Here is a 13,993-nt window from a genome sequence, read left to right as displayed (position 1 = left end):
GCAATCCATGCCGCAAAAAACGGTGAGCGAAATCACACGTCAGGGCCAGCCTTCACACAGTGGAATGGACAGTGGCCGTAGCTGGCAGTGGTGTTGAGAATAACCTTTGGGATATCCACTTCTTGAGAAAGGGAAAAGTTCAAATGCAAATGTGTACTAAATTTATACACCCATGGCACGTCATATGCTTTTCATGAAAACAGAAACTATCAAACCCAACGAAAGCGAGGTGATCCAGTGAAAATCCCGGTTATTTTTGCCGACAGTACCTCTGGGACAGTGACAGCCGAGGACCTGGAAAGATTGATTCAGACGCGAAGGATTCATGCCTTCTGGAGAGCGAGTGGATGGGTGAGAATAACAGCGAAGGATCGGTTACGAGGGTCAGGCGGAGATTTCAAGGGTAAGGAGAGAAGAGTTCACTGAGCAGTACCGTTGATGACAGGCACAAAGCACAACAGCCACTTACTTTCGTAAGTGGCTGTTGTGTAATAATGGTCGGTGCGACTGGATTCGAACCAGCGACCACCAGACCCCCAGTCTGGTGCGCTACCAGGCTGCGCTACGCACCGCAAATCGCCTGTAACATCAGTCCATCTCTCTTCTTAAACGGTATAACTCTTCTTTTACTGCAATCAGGATCTTTTTGATGTCCTGAATATGGACCTGTTGGGTATCTTCTGCAACCGTCTTCTGCTGTGGCTGCGCAATGACCTTTCGCGCACCCTCCAGGGTCAGCTTGTCACCGTAGACCAGTCCCTTGAGCTGTTGCAGCAGATCCAGCTCTCTCTTGGCATACAGGCGCTGTCCTGTCGAGCTTTTCCTTGGTTTTAACTGGGGAAACTCCTGCTCCCAAAACCTGAGTACCGAAGGTTTCAATCCAAGGAGACGAGATACCTCGCCGATCTTGTAGTACAGTTTGTCGGGCTGATGACTGACCATGCCCTCTACCGCACTGCATTTCAATTATTCAGAGAAGACTTCAGAACCTGGCTCGGTTTAAAGGTAAGAATCTTCCGTGCCGTGATGGTGATTTCTTCGCCGGTCTGCGGGTTTCTGCCGCGACGGTCGGCCTTGCTCTTCACCACAAAATTGCCGAAGCCGGCAATCTTGATCTTATCGCCATCTTCCAGAGTCCCTTTGATTATGTCGAAAACCATTTCAACCAGTTCGGCGGATTCCTTCTTGGAAAAACCCACCTTCTCATAGATCTTTTCGACAATGTCAGCTTTGGTCATGACTACCTCAAAAGTATTGAATATGTTAGGGATGTTCCGTGACTGACGCGGGAAGGTTTATAGCACATGGGAAAAATATTATCAACCCCTTTTTACCGTATCACCGCCATAAGTCCATTTACCAGTGTAGAAATAACCCGTTGATGAATTCTCGTCACCTCATCATCGGTCAGGGTGCGATCGGAAAGACGGTAACGAATGCGAACGGCTATGCTCTTCTGCCCTTCCGGAACATGCTCGCCGGTGTAGACATCGAATATGGAAACGTTTTCGATTTCCTTGGCTTTCATGCCATAGATGCAGTCCAGGACGGCAATCGCCGGAACGTCGTCGGCAAGGAGCATGGCGATGTCGCGGGAGGTGTCAGGATAGCGTGACGGCGCCACAACGGCATGGTGGTCACGAAGCCGATGAAGCAGCCGTTCCAGGTCGAGTTCGAAGTAATACGCCTGCTTTTCCAGGCCGAACTGCGACAAGACCATGGGGTGGAGTTCACCGAGGCTGCCGATTCGCTCCCCGGCACAATAGAGCGTGCATGCCTTGCCGGGATGATAAAAGGGTTCCAGATCCTTAACCTCGAAAGTGACCCTGTCGAGCCGCAGGGATTCGAACATGCTTTCCACGACCCCTTTTGTATCGTAGAAATCGAGGGAACTCTTGTCCTGATTCCACCCTTCACTCGCCCTGAGGCCAGACATCAGCCCGCCAAGGAGAAGCGGCTCTTCCGGCGACTCCCTGTCGGGTTTGACCAGATAGACCCGGCGCAGTTCAAAGATCCGTTGATTGAAGAGCTTGTAGCTCATGTTACGGGCAGATGTTTCCAGGAGGCCGGGAAGAAGCGAGGTGCGCATGGCCGCGTGCTCTTCCACCAGGGGGTTGAGCAATTTGACCTGCCTGAACCGGTGGTCGTCGCCGGGGAGGAGCATCTGTTCGTTGGCTGCAGCTGAACTGAAGCTGAAATTGATCACCTCATTGAAGCCGAGGCTCACCATCAGGTCCCGTATCGAACGCTCCAGCTTCTGGTGCGGCAGGGGACGATCAGAAAAGACCCGTGCCATCGGCATGGTTACCGGAATATTGTCGTAACCGACCATGCGCGCTACTTCCTCGACCAGATCGATCTCCCGCTCCAGGTCAACCCGGTAGGTGGGAACCGTGACCCGGAGAATTCCCGTCTCTGCGGCCTCGACGCTACAATCGAGCCCGGTGAGGATCGAGGAGATCTGCCCGGAAGAAACTGCCACGCCGAGGATCTGTTCGACCCGCTCTTCGCGCAGCTGTATGGTGCGGGGGGAAACCGGGGTCGGATAGATGTCGATGGAACCACGGGCTATCCGCCCGCCGGCAAGCTGTGCGATGAGGGAGGCTGCACGATCAAGCGCCTTGGGAACTGCGTCGATGTCCGCCCCCCGCTCGAAGCGGTGGGATGACTCCGAATGGATACCCAGCCTCTTGCTGGTCCGGCGGATCGCTGACGGATTGAAATAGGCGCTCTCAAGCAGGATGTTGGTGGTGTTCGGGGCAATCTCCGAGTTCTGCCCACCCATGATGCCGGCCAGGGCAACGGCACGCTGACCGTCGCAGATGGTCAGGTCATCGGCTGCAAGAAGCCGTTCCTGGTCGTCAAGGGTCGTGAACTTCTCCCCGTCCGCAGCCTTGCGTACGACTATCCTGCCCTCTGCCAGACGGTCATGATCAAAGGCATGGAGCGGATGCCCAAGCTCCATCAGGACATAGTTGGTGACGTCGACCACGTTGTTGATGGAGCGCATGCCAACCGCCTTCAGCCGCTCAACGAGCCATGCCGGGGACGGGGCGATGGTGCAGCCGGCAATGTAGCGGGCAGCATACCGGGGGCAGAGCTCAGGATCCTCGATGATGACCGAGGCAAAGTCTGTGGCCGGTTCGGCAGATTCGTGCAGATCCAGAGGTGGATAGTGGATCCGCTTCCCCAGTTTCGCCGCAATCTCCCGCGCAATGCCCACCACACTCAGACAGTCTGCACGGTTCGGGGTCAGTCCTATCTCTAAGATGACATCCTTCATTCCCAGCGCATCAAAGAGAGGGACCCCCAATGGCGCATCGCCGGGGAGCACCATGATACCGGCAGACTCGTCGGCCAGTCCGAGCTCCTTTTCCGAGCAGAGCATGCCGTACGATTCGGCCCCCCGGATCTTCGAGCGCTTGATCTTGAAGTCACCGGGAAGCACGGTGCCGATCTGGGCAAGGGCGACCTTGTCCCCCTGCTTGAAATTCTGGGCTCCGCAGACGACATCCAGGATATCCCTGCCATTGTTCACCTTGCAGAGGGAGAGCTTGTCCGCATTCGGATGCTGCATCTTCTCCTGGACCACTGCAACCACTACACTATCGAATTCCGCCAGTCGCTGCTCGACCCGCTCGACCTCAAGTCCGAGCATGGTGAGCATATCGGACAGCTCGGAAGGAGAAAGATCGACATCGACGAATTCCTTCAACCAGTTATAACTAACGATCATGTCCGTACACTTTCCATGGATTAGTTGCGGTTATGGTGCGCAGTGACTCAGAATTGCCGCAGGAAACGGAGGTCGTTTTCGAACAAGAGACGCATGTCGCTGATGCCGTATTTAAGCATCGCTATCCGTTCGATCCCCATGCCAAAGGCAAAACCGGTTACCGACTCGGGATCGTACTGGACGTGACGGAAGACCTCCGGGTCGACCATGCCGGCACCAAGGATTTCGAGCCAACCCGACTGCTTGCAGACCCTGCACCCCTTCCCCTTGCAGATGACGCAGGCAATATCCACTTCGGCAGAGGGTTCGGTAAACGGGAAAAAGCTGGGGCGCAGACGCACGCCAATCCCCTTGCCGAAATACTGGGTGACAAAAATGGTCAGAATCCCTTTCAGATCGGCAAAGGTGATCCGTTTGTCGACCATGAACCCCTCAATCTGGTGGAACATGGGAGAATGGGTGGCATCGGAATCGCAGCGGTAGACCGTGCCGGGGGCTATGACCCGCACCGGCGGTGCATGTTTGAGCATGGTACGGATCTGGACCGGAGAGGTGTGGGTCCTGAGCAGCAGGTTGTTCTCGACGAAGAAGGTGTCCTGCATGTCGCGGGCAGGATGGTCCTTGGGGAAATTGAGTGCCTCGAAATTGTAGTAGTCGAGTTCGACCTCCGGACCCTCGGCCACCTGGAAGCCGAGACCGGCAAATATCTCGCTGACCTCTTCGATAACCAGCGTCACAGGATGCTTGGTGCCACGGGGGTATTGACGTCCCGGCAGGCTGACATCGAGACGCTCGCTCTGCAATCGCTCAGCAGTGACCCTGTTGCGGATTTCTATCTGGGCCGCTTCCAGCCGTTCATCAAGAAGGTCCCTGATGCTGTTTACCACCTGTCCAAGACGGGGGCGCTCCTCCGGGGGGAGTGCACCAACACCTTTCATGACGGTGGTCAACTCCCCCTTTTTCCCCAGGTACTTGACCCGAAAGGCCTGCAGCGCCTCTTCGGTCACGACTCCATCGAGTTCCGCAAGCGCTCGGCCGCGTAGTTCTTCCAGTTGTGCGTGCATAGTCTATGGCCTTTTGACAAAAAAAAGGGAAATGAGGTCTGCCCCCATTTCCCCCGTATCGCTGTGTTGCCGTTAGTTATTGGCTTTGGCCACGTTGGCGATCTCGGTGAACCCGCGGGGGTCGGTAACCGCCAGATCGGCCAGAACCTTCCGATCGATCCCCACGTTGGCCAACTTGAGCCCGTGGATCAACCTGCTATAGGAAAGTCCGTTCGTACGGGCGGCCGCGTTGATGCGCGTGATCCAGAGAGCCCTGAAATCGCGCTTCTTAACCCGGCGATCCCTGAAAGCGTAGTTTAACGCTCGGTCCACCGCCTCCGTGGCGCTCCGAAACAATTTACTCCGTGCGCCGCGGTACCCCTTGGCAAGCTTCAACACCTTGTTCCTGCGCTGTCTCGCTTTAAATCCTCGTTTTGCCCTTGGCATCTGCTACTCCTTTATTCTGGTATTTCACCGGATCCGCAAGGGGAGACGTTTCCTCACGGTTCACAGCAACTCTTCGAGCGGATGGATGACCCATGAAGGTTTGCCGGTCCCGGCTCTCTTCACGACCCATCTCCGCATTCTTTACATGTACGGAATAAGCCTGGCGATGTTCTTGTGGTCAACGGCCTCCACAATGGCACCTTTACGGAGATTGCGCTTATTCTTGCGGGTCTTGCTGGTCAGGATGTGACTGGTAAAGGCATGGCTGCGCTTGATCTTACCGGTACCGGTCTTCTTGAAGCGCTTTGCAGCCCCCCTGTTGGTCTTGATTTTCGGCATGGTCATTCTCCTCGTCTACGTTTTGTTATCCTATTTTTTTCGGAGCCACAATCATGAAAAGACTGCGACCCTCCATTTTCGGCCTGACTTCAATTATGGCCACATCCTGAAGCTCTTCGGCTATGCGGTCCAGGATGCTCTGCCCGATATTCGTATGGGTTATCTCACGCCCACGGAAGACCATCGTGATCTTGGCCTTGTTCCCCTCTTCCAGGAAACGCTTCACGTGCTTGACCTTGAACTGCAGATCGTGATCGTCAGTCTTGGGGCGGAGTTTTACTTCCTTGAGCTGCACATGGACCTGTTTCTTCTTGGCCTCTTGCAGTTTCTTGCTCTGCTGGTACTTGAACTTGCCAAAATCCATTATCCGGCACACCGGCGGAACAGCCGTGGGGGAAACTTCCACCAGGTCAAGTTCACGTTCGGCTGCCAGCGCCAGGGCCTCGGATAGAGAGAGAATCCCGATCTGCTCGCTTTCAGGGCCAATGACCCTGACCTCTCTGGCCCGTATGGCCTGATTCACGTTTACGGTCGGTTTAGCTATGATGCCACCTCCTAATGAAAACTAGCCACTTCCCTGGCAATATATTCGGCAAATGCTTCTGCAGACATCGTTTCGAGGTTGCTGCCATCGCGGAAACGGGGAGCGATCGTCTTGGTCTCCACCTCGCGGTCTCCGATGACCAGCATGTAAGGAACCTTCTGCAGCTGGGCTTCCCTGATCTTGAACCCGAGCTTCTCGTTGCGGAAATCCTTCTGGACACGAACCCCGGCTTTGCGAAGGGTTTCGTACACCTGCTTGGCGTATTCCTGCTGGTTGTCGGTCACGGTCAGAACAATGGCCTGAACCGGCGAGATCCAGACAGGGAAATTCCCGGCAAAATGCTCAATGAGAACCCCGATGAACCGCTCAATGGAGCCCAGAATAACCCGGTGCACCATGACAGGCCGCTTCCGCTCGCCGTTTGCGTCAACATAGGTCAGGTCAAACCGCTCAGGCAGCGTAAAATCGCACTGGATTGTAGCACACTGCCACCTTCTGTCAAGACAATCGCGCAACTTGATGTCGATCTTGGGACCGTAGAATGCGCCATCTCCCTCATTGATTTCAAAGGGGCGACCACTGTCCTTCAACGCGCCGAGCAGGGCATTGGTAGCCCGCTCCCAGTCCTCGTCCGAGCCGATGGATTTTTCCGGCCGTGTGGAGAGCTCCATCTCGTACTCAAAACCGAAGATGGCCATCACGTCATTAACAAAGGAGATGACCCCCTTTATTTCCGTATCGAGCTGATCAGGGGTGCAAAGGAGGTGCGCATCGTCCTGGGTAAAACAGCGGACACGCAACAACCCGTGCAGTACGCCGGCCCTCTCGTGGCGATGAACCGTGCCGAGTTCGAAGAAACGGAGGGGCAGATCGCGATAACTCCGCAGCTGCGATTTGTAGATCATCATATGCGCCAGGCAGTTCATCGGCTTGATACCGAACCCCTGCTCGTCGACCTCGGTGAAATACATGTTTTCGCGATAATTCTCGTAGTGGCCGGATCTTTGCCAGAGTTCGGTCTTGAGGATCTGCGGACCGACTACGATATCGTAACCCCGCTTCAGATGCTCCTTCCGCTCGAAGTCTTCCAGAATGGTGCGAAGCATGGCACCCTTCGGGTGCCAGATGGCAAATCCGGCTCCCACCTCGTCGGAAAACGAAAAGAGGTCCAGCTCCCTGCCGAGTTTACGGTGGTCGCGACGCTTTGCTTCTTCGATACGGGCAAGATAGGCATCGAGTTCCTTCTTGTCCGCAAAGGCGGTCCCATAGACCCGCTGCAGCATCCGGTTCTTCTCGTCGCCTCGCCAGTAAGCCCCGGCAAGGGATGTTATCTTGAATGCCCGACAGAACGAGGTGGACGGAACATGCGGACCGCGACAGAGATCGACGAAGCCACCCTGGCGGTACAGAGAAACCGTCTCGGCGTCTAGCGCGGAGATGATCTCCACCTTGTACCCTTCCCCCATGTCGGAAAAGAGCTTTATGGCATCATCCTTGGACAGCACTTCGCGCTGCACTGGAATATCTGCCTTGGCCAGTTCCCGCATCCGGTTTTCGATCTTCTCCAGGTCTTCCGGAGTAAATGGCTGCTCAACATCGAAATCGTAATAGAAGCCTGTCTCGATTGCCGGACCAATGGTCACCTTGGCTTGCGGGAAGAGCTCCTTGACCGCCTGTGCCATCAGGTGTGACGTGGAATGGCGTATGATTTCCAGCGCCTCGGGGCTCTTGTCCGTAACGATCTCCACCTGCGCACCATCGACAAGGGGTGCTGTCACATCAACCAGCTCGCCATTCAGCTTCCCCGCAATGGCCGCCTTTGCGAGGCCTGCGCCAATGGAAGCGGCAAGAGAGCGCACCGTTGCACCTGCTGGCAGTGTCCTGGTCGAACCGTCCGGAAGCGTTATCGATAGTTCCATCAGCAGCCCCTTAACAGAAAGAGGCATCGATTCCGATGCCCCTGTCTCGTACTGCGACATGAATGCATGGTAGGCGCGGGCGGTCTCGAACCGCCGACCTCTACCGTGTCAAGGTAGCGCTCTCCCCCTGAGCTACGCGCCTGTAAGCAAAACGTTATGTTTTTTAGCAACTGCCTCCCGGAATGTCAAGCACTTTTATTTCAGCCTGTGACAGCTTCCGCAGGGAATATCAGGCGTTCTGCCGCGGCCACCACCTCCTGCGCCGTTATCTCGGCCATACAGCGGACACCATCTTGACAAGGTGGTGTCGTGCCGAATTTGGTGCACGGAGAGCAATCAAGGTTCCTGTTGAGGACAATATGCCCTGCCCCCCGAGGTGCCCACTTCGCCGCAATCCCCGGCCCAAAGAGGGACACCGTCGGCTTGCCGAGAGCAACACCAATGTGGAGGATGCCGGAATCACCGCTCACCAGGACTGCGGAGCGCTCGATTACGGCTGCAGTCTCAGCAAGTGAGCACTTTCCCGCCACGTTCATGCCCTGCAGGCCGCGAATAATCTCCTCGCCATCTGTGGCATCAGCTACACCTCCAACGACAACAGTAGAGATACCTTCAGAGGCAAGCATTCCGGCTACGATGCGGTAGCGATCCTCCCCCCATCTGCGCTCCGGTATACTTGCCCCAGGAAATATCACCACAAACCGTTTTCCCTGCAAAGGTGCAAGCAATGAATCCGCTTGCGATGACGCATCAGGTGGGACAACCAACCACGGAAGTTCGGTTATTTCACTTACTGGAATGTCGAGCGGTCCAAGAAGGCCGAGGAAGCTATCAACCTCGTAGTCTTCGTGGGAATACGGAATCGAACAGTTAAATAAGCGGCTTCGTTCGTTCGTGTTGAAACCTATACGGTATCGTGCCTGCACTAGCCTGGCGACCACGGCAGACAGATGGTGCCACTGTTCGGAGTCGATAACCAGATCGTATTTTTCCCAGAATAGAGAGAGGAACTCTGCCGGCACGTCATAACGGATTACCCGGCGCACCCCCTCGGAAAGGGCGAATATCGCCGCATTGCGCCTTTCCGCGAGTATATCGACGGCAACCAAGGGAAACGCCTTGCGGATCGCCCGGACTGCCGGGACCAGATGGACCGCATCACCTATGCCGCCCGGCCGGATCAGCAGGAAAGAGGTCGGAGACGCCGGGACCGGTGCCGAAGCCGGAGCAGGGAGCACCCGCACGAGCAGGGTGCCGGCGATCCGGTCCAGGCTCTTCATCAAGCGGATGTTCACTCTGATATTTCCCAGCACTGATCGTGATGTTTCCGCTCGTACACCACTATGCTTTCCCCCCTGGGTAGGTCTTCTCCGGAGTTCCACTCAGAATCAGGTCGACGACCTCAACCCCCTGCATGAACGAATGGTCCATGTTCCCGACCTCGTATTTCCACCCGCCGAAACGCCCGCGTGAATACACCCCCTTTGACTCCAGGAAGGGGTTTATAAGGGCGATGGCCCGGTCCCTTCCCAATGATGGAACCGGGTAGGAATACGGGATATCGATGAGATAGCTGCTGGCAATATCTTTTCCCTGTCTGGGTTCGATCATCCCCGAGTTGACCAGACCATCGATGGTCGAATCGATAATTGTCGAACGCTCCACAGGCTTATGCTGAGAATAGGTAGTTTCGCACATCAGGGAGAAGAATCTGCCGACATCGCCACCCGGAACGTTGTACGGAGAATAGTTGTAAAAGTTGGTGACCCGGTAGAAGGGAGAGGTATCCTCGGGGAAATACATCCAGCATTTCGGATCGACCCGATGTCCGGAAAAGCCGAGCCCGACGATCAATCCGCTGTTATGGACAAGATCCCGGCAGGCGTCCAGGACCTGATCAGGGACGGCACGGGATCTTGTAACGAACAGGTCGAGCGGGGAGGTATTGATCAGCAGGTCATAGGAATGGACCGAACCGTCCGAACAGGTCACGGATTTCCGGTCAAGATCGATCCCGATCACCTCGGAACCGAAGCGGATCCTGTCCCTGAAAGGCCGCACGATCCCCTCGAAGATCGCTCCGGTGCCACCGTGCCGTGGGAACCGGAACCGGTTGTTCGGCCCCCAGCTGACATCGTCGCGCTGCTCCGCAATGTTCCGTTCGATCCGGCCAAGGTCCACCACACTGACCCGCTCACCGATCCACTCCCTGCTCATCGATTCGAGCGGCATCCCCCAAACCTTATTGTTGTATGGCTCCATGAAATACTTGACTATCCCGGCGCCAAATACAGACTCCATCCACTCCCGGAAATTTGCGGCTAAGGAGGGGTTGCCGGACAGCGACCGCAGACCCAGAAGGCACTCCTGCAAAGCTTCATCCGGGAGGTGCCGGATGTTGTTCTGGAACGGGTACGGGACCCAAGTGCCGAGGATGTGGACCCAGCTCTCGCGCAGATGCTCGTAATATGAATCCCCCAGCGACTCCTCGACCGCGCAGTCGAAGTAATCGTAGTGCGAGAACAGGACATGCCCCCCCACATCCCAGGTGAACCCGCTGCTGTCCTGAAAAGAGGCGGAAAGCCCGCCGACATGGTCGCTCCGTTCAAGAATCCGCCAGTCCGCATGGCCCAGCTTGTCCAGATAGTATGCCGCCCCAAGGCCACACGGCCCGGCACCGATGATAAGGATTTTCATAAGGGATCCCAAGTTGCAACTCTAGAGATATTTTATGGGTAACTCAACCTGAAAGAACATCCAAAAGTATCTGCTGATATTGTTGACTGGTAATTTTGAGATCATAGTTTTCGCGCACATACCTGCATCCATGTTCCGGGTCAGCAGGAGAATCAAGCTTTGCAAGCACTTCAGCGAAAAACAGCTCTGACTCGATCGCTTCACTTGTTCGCGGCACCAATACGCTGCACTGACCGACATATTCGCGAATTGCGCCTACGTCCGAAGACACCACTGTTACCCCTGTTGCCAACGCTTCTAGAATAGTCAAAGGAGCACCTTCATATGCGGATGGCTGCATGAGGATATCGGTGGAGTTGAATACAAAATCGATATCGTTTCTCTGCCCGAAATGAAAAACCCGTCGCTGCAATTTATTGCCTGCTATGAATGCAGTAACACTGCTGCACAGTTCACCATCGCCAATCATATAAAAATAGGAGTTTTTTTCGGATTTGGCTATGCTCAAGGCTGTCTCAAGGAAAAGAAGCGGGCGTTTCTGATGGGTCAACCTTCCAACAAACCCAATCAGCTTATCATCTCGATTCAATCCAAGTTCTTGCTTAAACTTGTCTTTATAGCATTCCTGCTGCCTGAATTTATCAGTGTCGATACCATTTCTTACAACGCATAGTTTTGCAAGATCAACATCGTAATTATTGATTATGTGCTTTTTCAAATCTTCAGAGATCAGAATTGACCGGTCGATATTCTGGTGAATATGCCTGTTGGCGCTGATGTCCGGATACCCTCCCCTGAAACAGTAAGGTTCCAGAACATGCAGGGAGTCCACGATTTTCAGATGAGGGAATCTTTTCTTCAACATTCCGCTCTGCTCATAGAGCCACAGCGAATGCGTATTGTATATGCATGAAATATTGTTTTTATCTAAGTAATCACAAAAGACATCAAACAGGGGACCCGTTGACCTTCTCAATTTAAAAGGTTTCTTGATATACAGATGAAAGAAAAGATCCCAATTGTTAATCAGGTGACTGTCGTCGTCTGTTACACATACATGAATATCGAAACCGGCTTGCTTGAGATTTTTCAAAATATCAAAATTGATTTTTGTGACACCACTTACGTCCAGATAACAAGTGGCATAAAGAACAGCTGTCTTACCTGACATGGTTTTGACTTCTCCACAAATAGAAATCATTTATTGTTTTAATAATCTTCAATCTATGCCTCCATGGCATATAGCTGAATACAATTCTTGCAGACTCTATAAAGGTGCCAGCCACCCTGCCATAGCCCACTTTTGCCATTACCTCTACATTGAGTAAGGTGATCTTTAATACCATAAAAAGCCATATATGATATGACTTGTGCAAGGCAGAAGTTTCTAGTCTTGCCAATAGTTCATTATCTGCAAATTTTCCGCTCTTCCGCTGGAGGTAGTCAATCACGCTCTGCAGCATCAACAGGGACGCAAAAAACTGTTTCTTAAATATAAATCTCAGGGAAAAATAGAGCGCCGCAGCCTGTGCATAGAAAAGCCCAAAGATTTTTTCAAACCCTTGCAGATGCTTGTTCAGTAGATACAGCTTGTTCCTGGTAGCATAATAGACGGTGTTAAATCCGGACTTAAATTCCCATGGCATATGCCATATCTTTGACTTTGGAACTGCAGCGACAAGATAACCTTTCTTTCTAAATCTGATATTCCAGTCAACATCATCACAATAAAGGAAAAAATAATCGTCCCAGATACCGACCGACATGATTGCCTCAACAGGAACGCACATGGAACAAGCCGAAACTGAATCGACAAAATATATATCTTGATCGCAACTTGTCGAATCTGAGTACCGACAGTTGCCACTAAACCTGCCACGCTTCAAATCGATGAAATTGCCAATTTCTATCAACCGTTCCGGGCTGCTGCTGTCAAACATGGCTGAACCGGCTATACCGATGCGACAGTTACCTTCGAGAACCAAAACAAGCTCAAGGAGGGCATCTGGAGATATTGAAACATCATCATCCAATAACCAGACATATTGATAGACACCTGTTTGCAGTGCATGCACAAGCCCGGTATTAAACCCGCCAGTTCCTCCCAGATTCTCACTATTACGAATCATCCTAACGCCGGGATACAGTCTGGCAATCTCTTCAGATGTACCGTCTGAAGAAGCGTTGTCAACTACCACAATGTCATAGTTCGGATAGTTGACCCCCTGTAACTGTCCCACCAAAGCAGTGACAAAGCTTTTCTTGTTCCAGGTGACTACGATGACGCATACTTTAGGAGAAACCACAATCCTGTCCATTCCTGTTAATATTTAATAATTTACCCAATGATCTCAACGGTTCGGTAATTTTCCAGCTGACTGTGCCAGTTAAACTGTTCAGGGTTTTGATGGCAGAGTCTCTTTTCTTCAGCTCGAAGATGCTCGTCTCGCCCATCAGCTTCAACACCTTGCTGACAAAGGCCTTGTCTTCATTGTTTGATATCGTTCCAGTCACATAATCAATCAATACCGACAATGTTTCCTCATAGATTGCCCCCGTAGATTCCCTGATCGTATTACTGCCGTGCACCCTGTATGAGACAAGCTTTTTGCCCGGATAAAAAACAAAGCCCCTTCCATATACTTTCAGTGCCCTTAATGCATAATCATAGTCATGAGCGTAACGATATTGTCTGAAAAGTCCGACCTTGACCGCTGCGTCTCGATCAAAAAAAAAGTTTGAACTGCTCACAGCAAGATTGCCTGAAAGCAGTGCACTTTCAACAGAAGCAGACTGACCGAATATATCCTTGAGCCGCCCGAACCATTGATGGAACCAATGGTTTTGGTCATCGATCGGAAGTGAATCATCTCCGATCAATTCGACATCTGTGATAATGAAATTGCAATTGCTCTGTCGCATACAGTCAACAAGGAAAGACAACCTTTCAGCAGCATAGAGATCATCTGAGTTGATGATGGATACATACCTCCCCCTGGCAAGCCCGAGCCCCCTGTTAAGCACATGATAGGCATCCCTGTTCTCCTGCTCATAATAGCGGATGCGGGGGTCGGCATAACTTTGAACCTTTGCGGCGGTACCATCTGTAGACCCGTCGTTAATTATTATTAACTCAAAATTGGTAAAAGTCTGTTTAAGCACACTCTCAATAGCCTCGCCAACATATTGTTCATGATTATAGGCTGGCATGATGACCGTTACAGTCGGTTCGCTCATGGGAATTATTACCGAGTGTTCGTCATTCATA

General features: G+C 52.9%; 13 protein-coding genes and 2 tRNA genes. All 15 read right to left on the bottom strand.

Annotation, left to right across the window (positions count from 1 at the left end; all coding sequences use genetic code 11):
* Nucleotides 1-495: 495 nt before the first annotated feature.
* Nucleotides 496-572: transfer RNA gene (locus GJT30_01225), tRNA-Pro, on the bottom strand.
* Nucleotides 573-588: 16 nt separating this feature from the next.
* The gene (locus tag GJT30_01220; protein MSM38231.1) at nucleotides 589-942 is read right to left on the bottom strand and encodes a MerR family transcriptional regulator; all 354 of its coding nucleotides are present in this window, start codon (nucleotides 940-942) and stop codon (nucleotides 589-591) included.
* 20 nt (nucleotides 943-962) lie between these two features.
* Nucleotides 963-1,238 carry an integration host factor subunit alpha gene (locus GJT30_01215; protein MSM38230.1) on the bottom strand — a complete coding sequence of 92 codons (276 nt, stop codon included), beginning with the start codon at nucleotides 1,236-1,238 and terminating at the stop codon, nucleotides 963-965.
* Nucleotides 1,239-1,330: 92 nt separating this feature from the next.
* Nucleotides 1,331-3,736 carry a phenylalanine--tRNA ligase subunit beta gene (locus GJT30_01210; GenBank protein ID MSM38229.1) on the bottom strand — a complete coding sequence of 802 codons (2,406 nt, stop codon included), beginning with the start codon at nucleotides 3,734-3,736 and terminating at the stop codon, nucleotides 1,331-1,333.
* Nucleotides 3,737-3,783: 47 nt separating this feature from the next.
* Nucleotides 3,784-4,800: a phenylalanine--tRNA ligase subunit alpha gene (gene pheS, locus GJT30_01205; protein MSM38228.1), complete on the bottom strand. Its 1,017-nt coding sequence runs from the start codon at nucleotides 4,798-4,800 to the stop codon at nucleotides 3,784-3,786.
* A 72-nt stretch (nucleotides 4,801-4,872) separates the two neighbouring features.
* Nucleotides 4,873-5,226: a 50S ribosomal protein L20 gene (gene rplT, locus GJT30_01200; GenBank protein MSM38227.1), complete on the bottom strand. Its 354-nt coding sequence runs from the start codon at nucleotides 5,224-5,226 to the stop codon at nucleotides 4,873-4,875.
* Between the two features lie 141 nt (nucleotides 5,227-5,367).
* A complete protein-coding gene (rpmI, locus tag GJT30_01195; protein ID MSM38226.1) occupies nucleotides 5,368-5,565 on the bottom strand; it encodes a 50S ribosomal protein L35 in 198 nt (65 codons plus the stop codon).
* Between the two features lie 25 nt (nucleotides 5,566-5,590).
* Nucleotides 5,591-6,109, bottom strand: a complete 519-nt coding sequence (locus tag GJT30_01190) for a translation initiation factor IF-3 (protein MSM38225.1) — start codon at nucleotides 6,107-6,109, stop codon at nucleotides 5,591-5,593.
* Nucleotides 6,110-6,120: 11 nt separating this feature from the next.
* Nucleotides 6,121-8,055 carry a threonine--tRNA ligase gene (gene thrS / locus GJT30_01185; GenBank protein MSM38224.1) on the bottom strand — a complete coding sequence of 645 codons (1,935 nt, stop codon included), beginning with the start codon at nucleotides 8,053-8,055 and terminating at the stop codon, nucleotides 6,121-6,123.
* Between the two features lie 40 nt (nucleotides 8,056-8,095).
* Nucleotides 8,096-8,170: transfer RNA gene (locus GJT30_01180), tRNA-Val, on the bottom strand.
* Nucleotides 8,171-8,228: 58 nt separating this feature from the next.
* Nucleotides 8,229-9,308 carry a glycosyltransferase family 9 protein gene (locus GJT30_01175; GenBank protein MSM38223.1) on the bottom strand — a complete coding sequence of 360 codons (1,080 nt, stop codon included), beginning with the start codon at nucleotides 9,306-9,308 and terminating at the stop codon, nucleotides 8,229-8,231.
* 61 nt (nucleotides 9,309-9,369) lie between these two features.
* Nucleotides 9,370-10,725 (bottom strand): NAD(P)-binding protein, encoded by a 1,356-nt coding sequence (locus GJT30_01170; GenBank protein ID MSM38222.1) that lies wholly within the window; start codon nucleotides 10,723-10,725, stop codon nucleotides 9,370-9,372.
* A 43-nt stretch (nucleotides 10,726-10,768) separates the two neighbouring features.
* Complete coding sequence (locus GJT30_01165; GenBank protein ID MSM38221.1) at nucleotides 10,769-11,926, bottom strand: glycosyltransferase; 1,158 nt, start codon at nucleotides 11,924-11,926, stop codon at nucleotides 10,769-10,771.
* On the bottom strand, nucleotides 11,886-13,043 hold the full coding sequence (locus tag GJT30_01160; protein MSM38220.1) for a glycosyltransferase: 1,158 nt from the start codon (nucleotides 13,041-13,043) through the stop codon (nucleotides 11,886-11,888). The genes GJT30_01165 and GJT30_01160 overlap by 41 nt, the downstream gene beginning before the upstream one ends.
* Complete coding sequence (locus tag GJT30_01155; protein MSM38219.1) at nucleotides 13,018-13,992, bottom strand: glycosyltransferase; 975 nt, start codon at nucleotides 13,990-13,992, stop codon at nucleotides 13,018-13,020. The genes GJT30_01160 and GJT30_01155 overlap by 26 nt, the downstream gene beginning before the upstream one ends.
* Nucleotide 13,993 lies beyond the last annotated feature (1 nt).

The sequence above is a fragment of the Geobacter sp. genome (assembly GCA_009684525.1).
In the GTDB taxonomy this organism is placed as follows: Bacteria; Desulfobacterota; Desulfuromonadia; order Geobacterales; family DSM-12255; genus Geoanaerobacter.
The sequence above is the reverse complement of the archived record's forward strand: the minus strand, read 5'-3'. Positions and strand labels throughout refer to the sequence as shown.

Bases quoted from the DNA above. Each gene is read 5' to 3' on its own strand.
- GJT30_01165 (MSM38221.1), bottom strand. From the start codon at position 11,926: ATGATTTCTATTTGTGGAGAAGTCAAAACCATGTCAGGTAAGACAGCT.
- rpmI (MSM38226.1), bottom strand. From the start codon at position 5,565: ATGCCGAAAATCAAGACCAACAGGGGGGCTGCAAAGCGCTTCAAGAAG.
- GJT30_01155 (MSM38219.1), bottom strand. From the start codon at position 13,992: ATGAATGACGAACACTCGGTAATAATTCCCATGAGCGAACCGACTGTA.
- GJT30_01170 (MSM38222.1), bottom strand. From the start codon at position 10,725: ATGAAAATCCTTATCATCGGTGCCGGGCCGTGTGGCCTTGGGGCGGCA.
- pheS (MSM38228.1), bottom strand. From the start codon at position 4,800: ATGCACGCACAACTGGAAGAACTACGCGGCCGAGCGCTTGCGGAACTC.
- thrS (MSM38224.1), bottom strand. From the start codon at position 8,055: ATGCCTCTTTCTGTTAAGGGGCTGCTGATGGAACTATCGATAACGCTT.
- GJT30_01210 (MSM38229.1), bottom strand. From the start codon at position 3,736: ATGATCGTTAGTTATAACTGGTTGAAGGAATTCGTCGATGTCGATCTT.
- GJT30_01220 (MSM38231.1), bottom strand. From the start codon at position 942: ATGGTCAGTCATCAGCCCGACAAACTGTACTACAAGATCGGCGAGGTA.
- GJT30_01160 (MSM38220.1), bottom strand. From the start codon at position 13,043: ATGGACAGGATTGTGGTTTCTCCTAAAGTATGCGTCATCGTAGTCACC.
- GJT30_01175 (MSM38223.1), bottom strand. From the start codon at position 9,308: ATGAAGAGCCTGGACCGGATCGCCGGCACCCTGCTCGTGCGGGTGCTC.
- GJT30_01215 (MSM38230.1), bottom strand. From the start codon at position 1,238: ATGACCAAAGCTGACATTGTCGAAAAGATCTATGAGAAGGTGGGTTTT.
- rplT (MSM38227.1), bottom strand. From the start codon at position 5,226: ATGCCAAGGGCAAAACGAGGATTTAAAGCGAGACAGCGCAGGAACAAG.